Here is an 18819-nt window from a genome sequence, read left to right on the forward strand (position 1 = left end):
AATCTTTTACTTTTAATTAGTTAATTATTTTTTGTTTTCTATATTCTATTATTAATGATTTTCTTCTACATGCTGATGATGCGGCTCCGCTTGTGCCAATCCGATAAATACGGCTGATAACATCGTAAATACATATGCCTGAATGTAAGCCACCAGTATTTCCACAAAGCTGATAAATATTGTCAGTACAATGGAAACAACCGTCATCGAACTATTGATAACCGTACCCAGATTTGCCGTAACAAATATCAGACAGGTCAATCCGAGTACAATAGAGTGCCCGGCCAGAATGTTGGCAAAAAGACGAATCATCAAGGCAAAAGGCTTTGTAAATACTCCGACAATCTCTATAGGGATCATCAGAGGTTTCAGCCACGACGGTACATAAGGATTAAATATTTCTTTCCAGTATTCCTTTGTGCCAAAGAAATTGACGGTAAGGAATGTAGCTACAGCAAGCACCAAAGTTACAGCTATATTACCCGTAACATTTGCCCCACCGGGAAAGATCGGTATAAGCCCCAGTATATTATTCAGGAAGATAAAAAAGAAGACCGTTAGCAGATACGGAGAGAATTTTCTGTAATTCTTACCCACACACGGTTTTATAATATCATCCTGCACGCTCATGATGAACATTTCCATAAATCCGACAAAACCTTTCGGTGCCTTTCTTTCACCCGCTTTTGCTTGTTTCTTGTACCATCGGGAAACACTCATTATAAGAATAATAAGTAATGTCGAACTGAAAATAAGGCTTGTAGCATTCTTCGTCAGGGATATATCTATTGGACGAACTTCCTCACCGGCTGCGTTTTTTTCTACAATCTTGCCTTTATATTTTCCTTCCGGTGCGATATAGAAACCTTCATGTGCTTCATGCCCGTGATGAAATTTAGTAGACATAAATATATGCCATCCGCTGGTTTCGCCTTTTACGATGATAGGCAGGGGGATAGTCATGTGAAAATCGCCGAATGTCGCCATATGCCATTCATAAGAGTCGGCAAGGTGATCGAGTATCAGGCCTTTTACATTCATCTCTTCCTCAACCTTTTCTTCATGGCTGTCTTGTGCCAAAACAGGCTGCAATGCAGTGAATGCAAAGAGTAGTACCGCGACTGTTATATATTTCAAATAGAGTTTCATATACTATTGTTGTTTTTTCTTTAAGCGTTTCTCTATCTTCAGGAACAGGAAGGCTTCAAAGCCCAAAAACAAGAGATAGAAGACCATAAATATGAGAACAAAACTTTTTATATTTTCCTTGACTATAATTGCATACGCACCTACAAATATCAGGGCTGCAAATACTTTTACCACTTTGGTCAGCATATATGTATTCAGCATCTGCCTCGATGTGACTTTATTGCTGGCCGATTCGACATATATAAGAATCAATGATTCCAATATCAGGAAAAAGAGCAAAATACCTTCGTACCAATTCGGATAATATTGAGGGAATACATAATAAAATAAGGCTTGTATGGCGGCTCCCAATAATATACCGAATATGATAATCGAAATAACTAATTTGACTTTAAAATTCATTCTCCTACGCTACACAGATTGTCACAACTCCATTGTTGACCTCTGCTATACCACCATTTACTTCCACTGTTTGCTCGGTTCCGTTCACCGTATATACGATCTCTCCTTTTTGTAAAGGTGAAATTAAAGGTGCATGATCCGGCAGTACACCGAATTTTCCCGATATACCCGGAATAACAACGGAAGATACCGCTCCTGAAAACAGCTTCTTTTCTGCTGATATGATATTGAGTTGGAGTTCTGATTTTCTCATATTCTACTATTTTATTCGGCAGCCTGTGCCAATATCTTCTTACCTTTTTCTATAGCATTCTCTATGGTTCCTACATTAAGGAATGCCTGTTCAGGTAAATAATCCACATCTCCGTTGAGTATAGTCTGGAATCCTTTGATCGTATCGTGAATATCCACTATCACTCCCGGTACTCCGGTAAACTGTTCTGCCACGTTGAACGGCTGGGATAAGAAACGTTGTACCCGTCTTGCACGGTTCACCGTTATTTTATCTTCATCCGAAAGCTCTTCCATACCCAGAATAGCAATGATATCCTGCAACTCTTTATTACGTTGAAGTATTTCTTTTACGCGTTGAGCCGTATCGTAATGTTCCTGTCCAACAACTCCCGGTTCGAGGCTTCGGGATGTGGAGCCAAGCGGGTCTACGGCCGGATATATTCCTAATTCGGTAATCTTACGGTCGAGTACCGTTGTTGCGTCCAAGTGGGTGAAAGTTGTGGCCGGAGCAGGGTCGGTCAAGTCATCGGCAGGTACATATACTGCCTGTACAGATGTGATAGACCCGTTTTTAGTAGATGTGATCCTTTCCTGCATAGCACCCATCTCAGTCGCCAAAGTAGGCTGGTAACCTACAGCCGAAGGCATACGGCCTAACAAGGCAGATACTTCAGAACCTGCTTGAGTGAAACGGAATATATTGTCAATGAAGAAAAGTATATCTTTAGGCCCGTCCGATTTTGCATCACGGAACGATTCGGCTATTGTAAGTCCTGAAAGTGCTACCGAAGAACGTGCGCCCGGAGGTTCGTTCATCTGACCGAACACAAGAGAAAGCTGAGACTTTTCCAACTCTTTAGGGTCTACTTTGGATAAATCCCAGTGGCCTTCTTCCATGCTTTTTTCGAATTCATCTCCGTAACGGATCACTTTCGCTTCTATCATTTCGCGCAACAAGTCATTCCCTTCTCTGGTACGTTCTCCCACACCAGCAAAGACAGAGTAGCCATCATGCGCTTTGGCCATATTATTAATTAATTCGAGGATCAATACCGTTTTACCTACACCGGCACCGCCAAAAAGTCCTACCTTACCGCCTTTGGCATAAGGAGCGAGCAGGTCGATTACTTTTATTCCGGTGAAAAGAACTTCGCGGGTAGTTTGCAATTCATCAAATTTAGGAGCTTCCCGATGTATCGGATTCCCGTCTTTCTTATCTAAGGCAGACATACCGTCTATGGCGTCACCTACGACGTTCATTAGCCGTCCTTTTATCTGTTCTCCTATTGGCATACGGATAGGTGACCCTAACGGCTGCACCTCTAATCCGCGGCTGAGGCCGTCTGTACTGTCCATAGCTACGGCACGAACCGTATCTTCACCTATGTGCTGTTTTACTTCGAGAATCAAAGAATGCCCGTCGGGCCTTTTAATTTCAAGGGCATCATTGATGTTAGGAAGATTGAGAGAGGGATTGGTAGTATCAAAAAATACGTCCACCACCGGACCAATAACCTGAGAAACATGCCCAACAATTTGTGACATAAGCTTATCTATTTATATTTGTTTTTTAATTATTTCCGTTCGTTTTATATAGGGTATGCCCGGCAAGTTTTAACTACCGAAGTTCCCCTCTGCTCAGGGCTTAAAATATAAAAGTCATAAAATTAATAAAACTTTTACAGAACCTGTAAGTTTTGAAGCCTTTCTGTACATTTTTTTTATGGCATCAGACACTTCTTTCAATGTCGAGGCAAATATAAACATTATTAGTTTTTATTACTCTTACCAAAAACAAAAAAAATAAGTATACTTACTATTTTTAAACTTTACTTAACAAGAATGTTTTTATTTATTAAATATTAGGGCTTTATTGTAAAATGAAACTATTATTCGATCAGCTATTTTTTTGTTTTTTATTGTACTTTTGTCAGGTATTATTCTACTTAAGTATTTTATTCAAAAAAATGAAATATATAATATAATGATTGCTATTTTGGTTTCTTGGGCTTTAATTTTTTATGTATGCATATCATGGGGCGAAATGTTTGTTGCTTTGTATAATAAAATATGCAGATCAAACGAAAATTACGGTTTATTGGATGCATTTATTCTTGGTATATGCGGATTAACCATTACATTGTCCTTAACATCATTATGGTTGCCTACTAATAAATATATGCTGTTGGTATATATAGTTATAAGTACTATATACTGGGGTATTAATAAAGGGAGATTAGTTCAATGTTTCAATAAGTACACTGCCCTATTAAGAAGTATTTCAAAGACTCAACTTCTGTTACCGGTATTGTTTTCATTAACTGTTTTAGTAATGGTTTTGTTTTCTTCCAACCTTTTCGATGGGCCTTATTACCATTACCAGCATATAAAGTGGAATGAAGAATATAGGATTACTCCGGGACTTGCTAATTTGGAAGACCGGCTTGGATTTAATTCAAATTATTTGCTGATATCGGCATTATTCTCTTTTCGCTTTTTGTTCGGAGAGGCTGTTTATACATTGCAGTCCTTGTTTTTTATCCTTATTTTGTGGTGGGCATTCATTCAACTTTTTAGAAATGTAGAGAAGATAAAATCATTAATCCTGCTTATATTCTTATTTATTATAATTCTCACTTGCAGGTCGATGTTGTGTGACACTAGTACAGATATAATACCTATTTTATTCGTTTTTTATTTTGTGGTAAAAACATCACAAAATCCGGATTGGTGGAAAAATAAGTTTTTATTAGCCTGTTTGTTGCCGGTTACGCTCGTTACTTTTAAATTGTCTGCAGCTGTTTTTTCCATGATTGCTATAGCGATACTAATAGTTCTTCTCAGACAAAAGAACTATAAGAAACTTTCATTTTTAATGACCGCTGCAGTACTGATTGTCGGATTATGGTGCGTACGGAATGTGATAATCTCAGGCTATCTGGTATATCCTGTATACAGTATTGATTTATTTTCTTTCGATTGGAAATTACCCCGAACGACCATCTTTTTTCAGCAAACCCACATTCATAATTGGGCAATTCAGATTTATAAGGGAGAATATATACACAGAATATTTGATGTGTGGCTAAATGGTAATAAACTGATATTATTAACTAATACAGTAAGTTTTACACTGATGGTATTTGGTATTTTTTTATCTCCTCTATATCTGCTGTATACCAAGATCAGAAAGATAAAGATAAATCCTTCTCTTGTTTTTTTATTTGTAGTATTAATTTGTTGTACTGTTTTTGGCTTAATATCCGCACCTGATTTAAGATTTATGAACGGGTATATTTTTAGCTCATCTTTTTTAATGACGATCTTAATGGTTCCCCAAAAGGTTATTGATTATCCCAAACTGAATTATCTTATAATTTTTTTACTTATAATATGTTCGGGTTTCTTGCTGATAAGAGATATACAGAAAGCACATATTAGAGGATTCGAGTATACTGACCGCAGTATTTTATCTTTGGGTATGCATCCGTGGCAGCCTCAATATAAAGGAGTGTATGATGAGTATATCATGAATGGCCATATAATATATATAACAAATGACCGCCATCACAGAATATATAATAAAATGCCGGCAGCAGCTAAGGGTGGACTTCCATTCGCCCCGTTCCAAGGGAATAAGATTCAAAGTATTAAGACGGTGGAATTAAGAGGGAAACATCTTGAAGACGGATTCCGGACTAAAAAAGAATATATTGACATCTTGAATGAGAATGTCGATAAATATAAGGCCGATTACGATACTATTGTTTGGATGAGATATTAGGAAATTATTAAGAAAAATCAATATTGCAGTATTATTCTATTTAAATCGTATTTTTGTAAAAAGGAAAATTCTACAAACTAAAATAAATAAGTAATAATGGGAAAAGTGTTAATTATCGGTGCGGGAGGTGTAGGAACTGTAGTTGCTCACAAGGTTGCACAGAATATGGATGTATTTACTGAAATAATGCTTGCCAGCCGTACAAAATCGAAATGTGATGCTATTGCCAAGGCTGTAGGAGGCAATAAAATACAGACAGCACAGGTAGATGCTGATAATGTAGATGATTTGGTACGGTTATTAAATTCGTTTAAGCCTGAATTGGTTATCAATGTCGCATTGCCTTATCAGGATCTGACTATTATGGATGCCTGTCTGATATGCGGAGTAAACTATCTGGATACTGCCAACTATGAGCCGAAAGACGAAGCAAAATTCGAATATAAATGGCAATGGGCATATCAGGACAAGTTTAAAGAAGCAGGACTGACTGCCATCCTAGGTTGTGGCTTCGATCCGGGTGTTACAAGTATTTTTACTGCCTATGCAGCTAAACATCATTTTGATGAAATTCAATATCTGGATATTGTAGACTGTAATGCCGGTGATCATGGAAAGGCTTTTGCTACGAATTTCAATCCGGAGATCAATATTCGTGAAGTTACCCAGAAAGGGAAATACTGGGAAGATGGCAAATGGGTGGAAACAGAGCCGCATGCTATACATAAGCCTCTCACTTATCCGAATATAGGTCCGAAAGAGTCTTATGTAATATATCACGAAGAACTGGAGTCACTTGTGAAAAACTACCCTACACTGAAACGTGCCCGTTTCTGGATGACTTTCGGTCAGGAATATCTTACACACCTGCGTGTAATACAGAATATAGGTATGGCACGTATAGACCCCGTTATATACAATGGAGTTGAGATTGTACCTATTCAATTTCTAAAAGCTGTATTGCCTGATCCGGGAGAACTCGGCGAGAATTATACAGGTGAAACATCTATAGGTTGTCGTATAAAAGGGTTTAAGGACGGTAAAGAACGTACATATTATATATATAATAATTGTTCTCACGAAGCCGCCTATAAAGAAACAGGGGCACAAGGGGTTAGTTATACAACCGGTGTTCCTGCGACTATCGGAGGGATTATGTTTATGAAAGGCCTTTGGCGTAAACCGGGAGTATACAATGTGGAAGAATTTGATCCGGACCCGTTTATGGAACAATTAAACAAACAGGGATTGCCTTGGCATGAGTTGTTTGATGTGGACTTGGAGATGTAATATATGAACTAATCAAATAAAATGCTCCGCCGGATATATCCGGCGGAGCATTTTATTTGATTATACTTGGCTGAGTTCTCTTATGGATATATAATATCCCCGTTAGCTAACATATTGAGATATTCCTTTTGTTTGTCAAAAAATCTCATTTGTTCCTCTTCATTAGACGCAGATATGAGTACTGAATATTTTTTCAGGGAATTGAGCCATTTTTTATGATAAGCACATACCTTTTTGCTACTTGTTCCTAAAGGTCTTATTCCATATGTATAGAAAAAAGATCTGACATTGTCGCCATATTCTAGATAGATGCTGTTGCAGTCTATATTCAACGATGACAGATAATAGGTGCGGGGTGCACCGCTTTCATTTGTACCATTCAGGATATTCTGCTCGGTTTTGTAGACCACCCTTTCCATATCTTTACTTATCACCAGCAAATCGTCTTCGCTGAGAAGACCTCTCCTGTAATAATACTGGATTTCGTTTATAATATTGAAGAATATACATTTATCTATAATAAAGATTGAGTTTCTCAGAGGTTTCATTTTTTCAGAAATATTATGGCTTAATTCCATTATTTCTTTTGGAAATATCATGTCTGAATAGGATGCTTTTAAGAATGCTACATCCATTTGATGCATCCATTTGTAATAATAAAATTTCAGCAGATTTTCAAAACCGACAATATGTATCAACCATAAGTGATTAGTCGACGTTATAGATATTCTATTATCAATCTTTACTTCTTTAGAAATGCTCTCGGAATGTTCTTTAAGTACTTTCAGAAAAAGATGGGAAGGGTCCTCCATATATTCCTGATGCGAAAAGATAGCTTTGTTACTATTGGCCAGTGGTGTTATTTCATCTAATGAAAGCCCTAATTTTAATGATAACTCTATCATCTCATCGTAGGTAAAGGGTACCTTGCATTTTATTCTTCTGTACACTGATTCCCTGCTTATGTTAAGAATATCCATAAGATAATCTACAGGCTTAATATTTGCGGGAATGGCTGCTAAAAGTTTCTTAATATAAACTTCTCTTAAATTGTGATAACTCATAGTAGTCGGGCATTAATTACTGTTCGATGAAACGATTTGTTTTTCATGAAAAATATTTATAAACGTCACTTTTGGCAAAAAAGATCCTTTTCTATATATTTTTCGTCAAATCTGCGAAACGAACAATAAAATATTACACAAATATACTAAATACCTTTAACCTCTGCTATAAAAATGAAATTTTTAATGTGTTAACTTTGTAATAAAGACACAATAAAGCTTAAAGTGATGGAGACAAAGAAAGCAATACTACTTTTGGTATTATTAATTGTTGTATCCGGACTGAAAGGTCAGGTTACGATAGGTTCCGGAGAAATTCCGGAAAAAGCTGCTCTTTTGGATATAAAATCAAAAGACGGTGGCGAAGGGTTAGTTTCGTCTGATATAGGAGGGGTATTACTACCCAGAGTAATTTTAAACGATATTAATGAACTTGATATCTTCACTGAAATAAAGAAGACCGATACTGATTATGCCACACAAAAGAAAAGACATAAAGGTTTGGCTGTATATAATATCGAAACCAATGCCACCAAGAACATTGAAGAAGGAATTTATATATGGAATGGCGCTAAGTGGATAAAGCTGGAAGTAAAGCGTCATGTCGACTTCTTTTATATGCCATCTATGAGATTGGATACGAGTGCGGAAGGAACTTACGGCCCGATTGACTTGTATGCTGAATATCAAAGGCAGTTTGGCGGCCCTAAGGCGTGGAGTACAGGTGCACCTAACAAAATACCTCTTGTTCCCCGAAGAGATATGTATTATTACGTGACGGGATTCGACGATGATGTATTCGATGAAACTCAAATATCAATTGACGTGAATGGGAATCTTACTTATAGAGTAAAAAATGCCAGTGTAGACGGTTCATCTTATATAAATATAGTTTTCGTATTGAAGTAATCGGATTCATCATCAATACGATAACTGTCATAAAACGCTTGTAATATGTTACTAGCGTTTTATTTTTGCTGTACTATGAATAATAAAAATCATTTTTCATGGTATTAAAATCATTTTCACCAATTGATCTTCGTTATGCAATCGTATTTTTGTTTTCTCTGTTTACAGGTTTAATATTAAATGTTGATAAACCCTGAATCTATTGAGAATATCGCTTATTATGATAAAAGAATATAAAACTATGAAAAAAAATTATTTGAAAATGTACCGTGTATTAATGATTTGGTTCGCATCAGTATTTCTTTTTGCGTATTCATCAACGGTATTTGCTGCACAAAACAATGGATTAGCCGGGAGTGGTAAAGTAATTCACAATCCGGCATCTAAAACAATCGAAATCGCAGATGCCAATCGTAGTCTTAGAATCCTGATTGATTATTCAAATGGTTGTAAGATTACACAATTAGACATTAAAGGAAAGAATACATTGTCTTCATCGGGAGTATATACCGGATTCAGAACAAAGGGAGGCAATTTCTCTTCTATCAGTGGAATAAACGTAACGGCAAAAGAGACCACCGACGGGGTGACATTAAGTAATATTATATACGGCGATAATTCTATAACAGTAAATGAAACATGGACTTTCACCCTTATCGATAATAAGATAAACTGGAAAATCGACCGCATATACAGCAGTCTGGCAAAATTAGAGGAAGTTGCTTTCCCTCAGTGGAACTTTACAGACTTATCGGTATGGAAAGGTGGCATAATGGATAATGGTGGAATGGTTTGGTGTAAATATCTGGCAAATGCGAATGATACTTATGGTGTACACACCGGAGGAATAACATTTTGGAATCCTGATTCCGGAGATGCTTTAAGGATAACAGCTAAGCAGGATGCAGGAAAATATATTGCTGCCAAATATTCACATAGTGAAAAGGACGAATTTACATGTACTCAGTTTGTAACGGATACGGAACTGGAACCGCGCTATAATCTCAATCGTTTTGTTCATGGAAAAGCAGATGTTTTTCTTCCTTTCGATGTACAAAAAGGAAAAACCACTATAAACCTTGATATACAATATATTGATTATGCGACCGAATATTCGAGAGGTATTCTGCCTACGATAGATGCTGAGGCTGTGCGTGAGTTGCTCAATACTACAGGCAGATATGGTGTTGTAGACAATACGATAGTAGGTGCAAATGGCTGGATAACCAACTGGAAATGCTTGCATGAGCCTTTCTTTTCTCAGATAGGCATGGCGTTGAATGATGAAAATTATACCCGTAATATGTCATCATCTCTGGATAGTGAAAGAGATTATGCCATGACAGAGGATGGTCGTGTACTATCGCGCTGGCATAACGAAGATGAAGACCAGATGGCGGGAACATTTAATTATAAGACAGGATATTATGAAGCTCGCTGGGGTTATACAGTCGATTCTCAGACAGGATACATTATCAATACAGCCGAACAATTCGACCTGTGCGGTGATATCGATTGGTTGCGATCTCATAAAGAAAGTTGCGAAAAAGCATTGAACTGGCTTATAAAGCGCGACTCCAATGATAACGGTATATTTGAGATGGTAAACAGTTCCATCGCCGAAGAAAAAGCTAGTGACTGGTTGGATATAGTCTGGGCTAGTTTCGAGAATGGATTTGTGAATGCCCAGATGTATGAGGCTCTTAATCTATGGGGCAACTGCGAATTGATTTTAGGTGATAAACAAAAGTCAGAGTATTATTTTGCAGTAGCAGCCCGTCTGAAGGAAAGCTTTAATAAACATATAAATGATGGTGGCTTCTGGTCACCGGAAAAGAAACAGTATGTTTATTGGCGCGATAAAGACGGCTCTGTTCATGGCGATAATTTCGTTACTCCTGTAAATTTTGCAGTTATTGCTTTCGGCCTATGTGACGATAAAGAACGTATAAAAATAATACTTGATGAGGCAGAGAGAAGAACAGCAGCGGAAAATTTGTTCCATTGGCCTCTTTGCTTCGATTCTTATAAGAGAGAAGAAGTGCAATACGGTAACTGGCCTTTCCCTAAATACGAAAATGGGGATATTTTCCCTACATGGGGTTATATGGGTATCCGTGCCTATGCCGATTACAACAAAGAAATAGCACTCAAATATATACGGAATATATTAGCGCAATATAAGAAAGATGGACTCTCTTCACAACGATATAACAGAACAACTCAACTGGGATTAGGTTCTGATATATTAGCCGGTATTTGTACAAGTGTTACCGCACTTTACAGGGATATCTACGGAATCCGTCCGAAATGGAACCGGATGGGACTGGAGCCTAATATGCTTAAATCGCTTAATGGTACAGAATTTAAATACACTCTTCGTGGAACCGATTATCAGCTAAGATTGAGTGTAGATGACTATTCAATGAGTACAGATAAGTTCTCTGTAAAAAGTAAGAACAATTTTGGAGTGAATAAAACGGGTGCTAATCTTATATTTTATCCGGAAAATAAGGAAGAGATGACTCTGGTAATTAATTCCCAATCTGATACTCCGGTCAATATGGAAATTACAAACTGGAAAGCTAAAACATATTCATGGAAAATCTCATCTACGGATAATTATGGGTTTAAAATGACCGGATTAAGACCTGACGGTAATTATAGGATATCCATAGATGGTAAGGCCGGAAATGTTAAGGCTTCGCAGGATGGCAGTATTGTATTCAAACATAATAGTGGTAAACCGTCTACATTCATTGTAAAAGAACTATAATTCCAATCTTAGACAAAATGACGAGATTATTGTATGTTATACTCTTAGGCATATTTCTATTTTCTTGTAATACAAGGAATCTAAAGTACGATATGCCGGATATCGATGCACCGTATCCGGCAGTGAGTGGTACTTTTTCCGGAGTAGATGTCCCTCAGTCGCCGGATCCTCTGGTAGCTATGAGATGGGATGACCCGAAACCGACCGATAGTCTCGAAGTGTATGTCTTAAAGCCTGTAAGCGTGCAGGCAGACAATTCGGAAAATGTATCGGTTAAAAATGCATCGACATTAACCGTAACCGGCGCTTGCAATCTTATGTTTGATTTTGGACGCGTGAGTGCAGCATGGCTCGAGTTTGAATCTGAGGACTTGGACGGGGAAATAGAAATGAGTATAAGTGAATTTAATGAACCCGCCGTATTTAATGCCGGTTCGCAACATCCGAAAAAAACGGATGTTGCGGTACGTTATGGAAATACATACAGATTGGAACTAAATGATCAGTTATACGAAGGGGTTCGTTTCGGCTGGATTCATATTCATTCACTGAAAAAGCCCGCACATATTTCTTCTGTCAGACTTGTGTGCCAGATAAAGCCAACTAATTATGAAGGCAGCTTTGCTTGTAGCGATACTTTATTAACACGTATCTGGTATACCGGAGCATATACAGTAAAGCTGAATTTATTACAAGACCATTTCGGTGCTATATTGATGGAGCGCAGCGACCGTCATTCGTGGACGGGAGATGCACATACATCGCAGGCAGCCTCGATGGTTGCATTCGGGAACTTTGATTTTGTAAAGACAAATCTGCGGTATACTTCCACTCAGTTTAATGGGATTGCCAGCTATTCGCTGTACTGGGTGCTTAGTCTTATCGATTATTACAGATACACAGGCGATAAAGAATTATTAGATGAAATGCATGAAAATGCCTGTAATAAACTTGATATAGCATATGAGCATTATGGTAAGAATCCCCGCTTATCATTTTATGGATGGGATGAGCGTTTAGGAGCAGGCTTTGAAAATGCAAGCTGCGATGAATCACAAAATGCTTACAAAATGCTATCGATAAGAGCATGGAATGAATATAGTGAAATACTCGAGCAGGCAGGGTATCAAGAAGTAGCTGCTAAATATAAAAAGTATGCAGAGGAGAAAATTAATTCGTTAAGGGCAGACAATAAATGGATTGAACAGCTAAACGTTCATTCGGGAGCAGATGCAGTAAATGCCGGATTTATAAATAAAGAGGAAGAAAACCGTCTTTTAGATAGGGTATTTTCTAACCGTATGCAACGGCTATCATATTCTCCATTCAATCAATATTTTATTATTCAGGCTCTGGCTAGAGCTAATTCATATGACAAAGCTTTAAATACTATAGATGATTGCTGGGGAGGGCAGATCCGGTATGGCGCTACAACTTTCTTCGAAGTTTTCCGCCCTTCATGGAACGATATTTCCAAACCAAATGATGCACCTATAAATAACCAATGTGGTTATACAAGTTTTACACATCCTTGGAGTGCGGGAGTAACCAAATGGCTGAGTGAAGAAATCTTAGGCATAAAACCGACTTCAGCTGGATTCGCTAAATTTATTATTAAGCCTCATCTGTCATCGGAAGTTACATGGGTAAAAGGTCATACACCTACGCCGCATGGCAAAATAGAAGTTGCATTTGATATAAAGTCAGGGAAACATTCATTCTCTGTACCGGAGAATACCGTTGCTACTGTAGCGATTCCCAAAGCCGGACGTACAATAGGAAAAGTAACATTCAATAAAGAAGGAAAAGAGAAATTATCAGAAGACGATAACTTTATTTATTATGCTGATTTTCCTGCAGGGAATTATCAGGTTAAAGCAGACTATTCCGGGGATTTAATTTCATTTAAACCCGAGCCTTTTTTATACGATTACGATAACGGAGCCGTGAATGAAGATAATAAAACACAAGGGAACTGGAAAAGCAAATATGGAAGTAAAGGATACATTCTCTGTAATTTCGATAGCCTTCAGAACCGTATGCAATTACCAGATTTTATAGAGCAGGTAAAATTTAATATGAATGGGAATGTTCATTGGACAACAAAATCTGATGACCCGAGAGCTTTACTGTCTGATACTGATGACCGGATACGGAATCTCGGAGCATTTTATACCCTCGATCCTATACCTTGCAAGCAGACTATGACGGCCGATATATATAGTCGTAAAGATCAATCATATCGCATATCTTTATATTTTGTAGATTGGGATAAGAAGAATCGCCGTTCTGCTATAGAGGTATTTGATCTGGATAACAAAAGATTGCTTATGCCGGTTCAGATGATACGCGACTATGAGCAGGGTAAATATATAACTTTAAATCTTAAGCAGCCTGTAAGAATAAGGATAAATCAGGTCAGAGGGGATAATGCAACTTTGAGCGGCATCTTTTTTGACTGATGATTAAAATAGATACTTCTTATACTATAACACACTACGAAGTTTAATGACGAAAGAGCAGATTACATAGGGAATCTGCTCTTTTATTGCATTACACTTTATATTTATCTACTTATGCATTATAAGATTTTAATTCTTTCGGCTATCTCAAGGCTCTTAAAGGAGATATATAAAGGAGAAAAATAAGTTTCATTTCCCAAATAAACCAGAACTATCTCATGCTTTCTTTTCTCAGGAAATACATTAAGTATCTTTCTATAATTAATTTCTTTATCCCATGAGAAATGGGATAAAATTGTATCAGAAAATATTACCTCAATACATTCCTTATTCTTTTTCAAAAAGTAACGGAGCGGTTTTTGATCTGAAATAAAAATGTCCGGTCAATCATTCCACCATCTTCAATCTTATAAAAACGCTGATTAGTGGCAGTATTGTTCAGTCCACCGAATTGTTCAATATACGGCCCGAGTTTTATATAATTAAAACTGGCAGGAGAAATACTTTCAGGTAATTTACTCTTTCCCGAATACCATGCTGTTTTTATATTTCCATTCGATTTATGACGTATTAATATGGAGAACTTTTCTATTTCTTCAGGTGCGGAATCTCCTCCCATAAAGCATACACAAGTGATCGAATTTCCATATCTATCTAACAGGTGATCTATAACATACTCATATAATATTTCGCCTGTATTCTGTTGTAAATAAGGGCTATGGCAACTTTTGCAGCAATTGGGGCAATTGGAGAGGTTAACAGCAAGTGTTACCTCTCCCGGTATTTCCTGAAATACTATATCATAGCTGACGTACCGTAGCATAATGCCTCTGTGCAGCCTCCTTCTGCCTACTTTGTGAGAAATTGCTCACACGCTTCATATAACCTATAATTCTTGTCAGATAATCAAGGTTTTTGCCCTTACAGGACGGACATTCTTTAAGATTTCGTTTGTCTATATGCCCGCAGTCGTTGCACACAGTATTAGGGATGTTGAATGTAAAATAATTACAGCCTTCCTGTGCGGCAACCTTTAATAAATGATTATACTGCGATTTGGTGAGATGTTCGTCCAGATTGAGGTGTAACGCAGAACCTCCTGTAAGCCTGTCTATATACCTGCGGCCATGCAATCTGAATTTATCTATAATATTCAACGATTCATCTTCCACTATATAGAAATAACTGTTGTAGCAGTCACGTTTTACGATATATCCATCTTCTCTGTCCCATTTGGCATGTTTCACGCCTACATTTTCAGCCGGAATCATTTCGCAATTAAACATCACCTCTTTAGTACGGTATCTTTTGTTTGCATCTTCAATAAGCCCGAGTACATTTCCTACAAATTCCTCATAGAGAGGATTGTCGCTGATTTCAATTCCGAGGGATTCTGCGGCTTCTACCAACCCATTCACCCCGATAGTAAGGTATTGGCGGCTCATATTGATATATCCGGCATCGAACAGAGGCAGCATGCCTTTAGACTGCATATATTTCAGATTTTCGTTATAAGCCATCTGTACTTTATGTACGAGGTCAATCACTTCTTCAAGGAAAAACTGATAAGGCATGCCTTTCTTTGTTGCATGCTGGATGCAGCGATTCAGATTAATGGTTAATACGCTTTTCGAACCGGTGGAAACCCCTCCTGCACCCAGTGTATAACTGAATCCGTTATCCTGAATCTCATTCCGAAGCCGGCAGCAGCTACTAAGCGAGTCGGCATTGTCACTTATATATGTAAAGAAAGAGTGTCCGTCAGCATACATTTCGGCTGTGAATTCACCATATTCTTTATCTTTTGGTTCTCCGTTTTCGGTAAGGAGCGCCATCGTTTCTACAGGGAAAGTCAGTACAGCGCGGGTACGTTCGCGGTTAAACCATTTCATGAAAAACTTCTGAAGCCAATTTAGAGAATCCCAATGCGGAGAACTGCCATCGGGAAACACGAAGTTACTGAACAAGCTTTCGAAGTAATACTTGTCGTAATAAGATATATTCCAGAATACAGCCTGGAAATTTCTTGCTCCTGTAGGCTGGTTTATGGAGTAGACAATTTGTTCGAAGTAATCGGAGAGAACTTTTTCCAATGTACGCTGCCTTGTGGATAGGTCTACTACCTTGTCGGAATTCAGGTAATAATCTTTACCGTATTCCAATCCGATAAAATAGTTCATATACATCAGGAACTCAGGTGTCGCACATGCGCCGCTAAGCATACTCGATACCATAAATACCATATTTATAAACCCTCCGCTGAAAGATTTGAGATTTGTTGGGGCTTTTGAGTTGCCGCCTATTGAAGTGGTACCGCCTATCAGCCATGGATACATGGTAATACTGGCGCAATAATTGGCGAGACTTGTTTCGTCGTTTTTATATATGTAATGACTATTGAGTAGTTGAATATAGCGGTCGGAAACCTCTTTTCCATACATCTCTTTCAGCTTGTCTGTAAGCATTCTTCGATTGAGGCGGATAAAATTCGATTTAGGAAGTTCACCGATAAGGGTTGCCATATTCTTATTCTCTACATTGGCATTCGAATCATATTTACTGCCTGAAGCAGCATTCTGAGCATCGCAATAATCCATAAGGAAATTAAGTTTATCCCTCACTTCCCTGTCTTCGAGGTGTTTTTGCCTATAGAGCATGAAAGATTTGGCTACCATATAATATCTTTCGGCCATCAAAGCTACTTCTACCTGATTTTGTATATCCTCAACGGTGGTGCCGTTGGTGATGCTAACCCTGCTAAGTATGTTTGTGATCACATCTTCGGTAGCAAAACTACCCACTGAAAGGAATGCCTTCGCAACCGCATTCTTGATTTTTTCGAGTGAAAAAGATTCTTTCTTTCCATCTCTTTTAATAATAACAATCTCCATATACTGAATTATAAAAATGATTTCAAGTCTGTTGAAGTATCGTTTTCGAAGCAGAATGCAGGAAGGGTGTTACATGTATGAAGTGTCTATGTAAGTCTCCGCCCTGTTGCTTTTCACCCGAAGCTCCGGATCTTATAATATACATGGCAGGTCTTCTGACTTATTCCGGTTAGACGCCTTCCCGTCTAACAGACAGTGGCATGGGAATCTAACTTTTCATTGAAACTTACAGCTACGGGGATAGTTCAGGACTTACACCTGATTCCCTTTTCATCCGGTTTTCACCGGAACCATATACAAAACAAAGGTATATTATTTATTTGATATAATAATAAAAAATGAATATTATTATTTTGTGTATTTTTGAAAAGTTTTCCAAAATAATTTTTAAAGTATTGATTGTAAGGTTATTAATATTTTAAAAATGTAGAAAAGTTTTCCAAATTGATGATTTTATAGTGTGTTTTGTGTGCTTTGTGGAAAATTTTTGGAGTTTATAATTGCCTAAACTTAATTCTGTTCTTCAATTATTTTTACATACTCTGTAGGAGTCATTCCCACTATTTGTTTAAATACTTTATTGAATGTCGATTGATATTTAAAACCACATGTCAGATAAATATATTTCATTGTGTATCTTTTGTGGTCACCGTTATCAAACATAATTTTTACCATATTGATACGATATACATTTACAAATGTATTAAAATTCATATCGTTATTTATTTTTATGGCTTTGGATATATAGCTGACATTTGAGTTAATAGCGCTTGCTAGTTGTGATGCAGTAAAGTCAGGATTACAATAAGGTCTCTTTTTTTCGAAATAATGTATTATGCTTTTATAAATCTCGTTATGTTTAATGTTTATCACTTCCTTTCGCTCTTCTATATCTACTATTCTGCCCGATTCTTCTTCTATGAGTTTCCTGACCTTCATTTGACTGATTTTATTCAGATTATAAATAAAAAAGAAAAGCAGGTAAAGACAACAAACTATTGTCAGAATATTGATCATAGTAATCTGATCCTTGGTTAAGGTGGGATAGTATTTCTTCGGGAAAAAAGGATCTATAATAATAACCATGCAAATTACAACTATTATACAGATACACCAGTATAAAGTAGTACGTCCAGAAAAAAACAAAAGTGAAGCTATGGGTATTAATATATACCATAAGAAGGCAGTTATTTGTGCCATCTGCCAGTAAAAGCAAACTATTGGGAAAAGAGTGAGGGCACATTGCACCAGATATAAGAAAACAATGCGCTTTAAAAGCCTGAGATTAATTCTAAGAAGTGGTATGAAAAATAAGGGTACATGAAGCAGTGTGTAAATGCCGGTTACAACATCCAATGGACTTATGCCCTGATAGAAATAATAAAGAGTAAATAAAATATAATTTGGTAATATGCAGTATAGGTAGTTACGGCATATTTTCGACAAAGTGTAGTCTATTTCAGAATTATCTCTAGACATTCTTTTTCTTATAAGGTTGATATATGTAGTACAGGATATTTAAAAAACCTATTTTTGTAATCTATGCTGAAACTGATCAGGTGAATATTAATTAAATATCTCCTAATTTATTTATCTCCGTTTATAAATCAGGGGGTAGCAATGCCCTTGTCTTCACAAATAGTATTAAAAAAGAACCGGATGTGCAAAAATAGCAATTAAGCGCTAAATATTAGTATTTTTCTATATAGATAGGTGTTAAGCCGTACTCCTAAAAATTCATAAACAATTTTTTAAATATAACTTATTTTATATACTGGATATTAGTCTATTATGTGATTTTGGGCTTTGTCTTAAATAATATGATAAAGACTAAAAAAGTGTTTAATGTTTCAATTTT

The 18819-nt window shown here is 37.0% G+C and carries 13 protein-coding genes and 1 riboswitch; of the genes, 5 read left to right on the plus strand and 8 right to left on the minus strand.

Going from position 1 to position 18819, the window contains the following annotated elements; genetic code table 11:
- Positions 1-51 precede the first annotated feature (51 nt).
- Genes atpB through atpD form a run of 4 tightly spaced genes read right to left on the minus strand, consistent with a single transcriptional unit; the run spans position 52 to position 3330 of the window.
- Complete coding sequence (gene atpB / locus K348_RS0113515) at positions 52-1149, minus strand: F0F1 ATP synthase subunit A (RefSeq protein WP_029905598.1); 1098 nt, start codon at positions 1147-1149, stop codon at positions 52-54.
- Positions 1150-1152: 3 nt separating this feature from the next.
- The gene (locus tag K348_RS0113520) at positions 1153-1551 is read right to left on the minus strand and encodes a hypothetical protein (RefSeq protein WP_029905607.1); all 399 of its coding nucleotides are present in this window, start codon (positions 1549-1551) and stop codon (positions 1153-1155) included.
- Positions 1552-1555: 4 nt separating this feature from the next.
- Positions 1556-1804 (minus strand): ATP synthase F1 subunit epsilon, encoded by a 249-nt coding sequence (gene atpC, locus K348_RS0113525; RefSeq protein ID WP_029905609.1) that lies wholly within the window; start codon positions 1802-1804, stop codon positions 1556-1558.
- A gap of 11 nt (positions 1805-1815) precedes the next feature.
- A complete protein-coding gene (atpD, locus tag K348_RS0113530) occupies positions 1816-3330 on the minus strand; it encodes a F0F1 ATP synthase subunit beta (protein ID WP_029905611.1) in 1515 nt (504 codons plus the stop codon).
- Positions 3331-4117: 787 nt separating this feature from the next.
- On the opposite strand from atpD, the gene K348_RS0113540 reads away from it, so the two are divergent.
- Together K348_RS0113540 and K348_RS0113545 are read left to right on the plus strand one after the other, a co-directional pair.
- Positions 4118-5569: a hypothetical protein gene (locus K348_RS0113540; RefSeq protein WP_156032889.1), complete on the plus strand. Its 1452-nt coding sequence runs from the start codon at positions 4118-4120 to the stop codon at positions 5567-5569.
- Between the two features lie 96 nt (positions 5570-5665).
- Positions 5666-6859 carry a saccharopine dehydrogenase family protein gene (locus K348_RS0113545; RefSeq protein ID WP_029905615.1) on the plus strand — a complete coding sequence of 398 codons (1194 nt, stop codon included), beginning with the start codon at positions 5666-5668 and terminating at the stop codon, positions 6857-6859.
- A gap of 80 nt (positions 6860-6939) precedes the next feature.
- Here K348_RS0113545 and K348_RS0113550 read toward each other — a convergent pair whose 3' ends face one another.
- The gene (locus K348_RS0113550; protein ID WP_029905616.1) at positions 6940-7923 is read right to left on the minus strand and encodes a hypothetical protein; all 984 of its coding nucleotides are present in this window, start codon (positions 7921-7923) and stop codon (positions 6940-6942) included.
- A 228-nt stretch (positions 7924-8151) separates the two neighbouring features.
- On the opposite strand from K348_RS0113550, the gene K348_RS0113555 reads away from it, so the two are divergent.
- The 3 genes from K348_RS0113555 to K348_RS0113565 all read left to right on the plus strand — a co-directional run bounded on the left by K348_RS0113555 (position 8152) and on the right by K348_RS0113565 (position 14070).
- Positions 8152-8832: a hypothetical protein gene (locus K348_RS0113555; RefSeq protein WP_051697877.1), complete on the plus strand. Its 681-nt coding sequence runs from the start codon at positions 8152-8154 to the stop codon at positions 8830-8832.
- A gap of 241 nt (positions 8833-9073) precedes the next feature.
- A complete protein-coding gene (locus K348_RS0113560; protein ID WP_197027665.1) occupies positions 9074-11608 on the plus strand; it encodes a hypothetical protein in 2535 nt (844 codons plus the stop codon).
- A 17-nt stretch (positions 11609-11625) separates the two neighbouring features.
- Complete coding sequence (locus K348_RS0113565; RefSeq protein ID WP_081852574.1) at positions 11626-14070, plus strand: alpha-L-rhamnosidase C-terminal domain-containing protein; 2445 nt, start codon at positions 11626-11628, stop codon at positions 14068-14070.
- 337 nt (positions 14071-14407) lie between these two features.
- Here K348_RS0113565 and nrdG read toward each other — a convergent pair whose 3' ends face one another.
- The 3 genes from nrdG to K348_RS19305 form a co-directional block, all read right to left on the minus strand.
- Positions 14408-14893 carry an anaerobic ribonucleoside-triphosphate reductase activating protein gene (nrdG, locus tag K348_RS0113575; protein ID WP_029905621.1) on the minus strand — a complete coding sequence of 162 codons (486 nt, stop codon included), beginning with the start codon at positions 14891-14893 and terminating at the stop codon, positions 14408-14410.
- Positions 14871-16961, minus strand: a complete 2091-nt coding sequence (gene nrdD, locus K348_RS0113580) for an anaerobic ribonucleoside-triphosphate reductase (RefSeq protein ID WP_029905624.1) — start codon at positions 16959-16961, stop codon at positions 14871-14873. Before nrdD ends, nrdG begins: the two co-directional genes overlap by 23 nt.
- Before the next feature lie 127 nt (positions 16962-17088).
- Positions 17089-17271: riboswitch (cobalamin riboswitch) on the minus strand.
- A gap of 200 nt (positions 17272-17471) precedes the next feature.
- A complete protein-coding gene (locus K348_RS19305; protein WP_197027666.1) occupies positions 17472-17900 on the minus strand; it encodes an AraC family transcriptional regulator in 429 nt (142 codons plus the stop codon).
- Positions 17901-18819: the final 919 nt, after the last annotated feature.

Source organism: Prevotella sp. 10(H), from assembly GCF_000711235.1.
GTDB lineage: Bacteria > Bacteroidota > Bacteroidia > Bacteroidales > Dysgonomonadaceae > Dysgonomonas.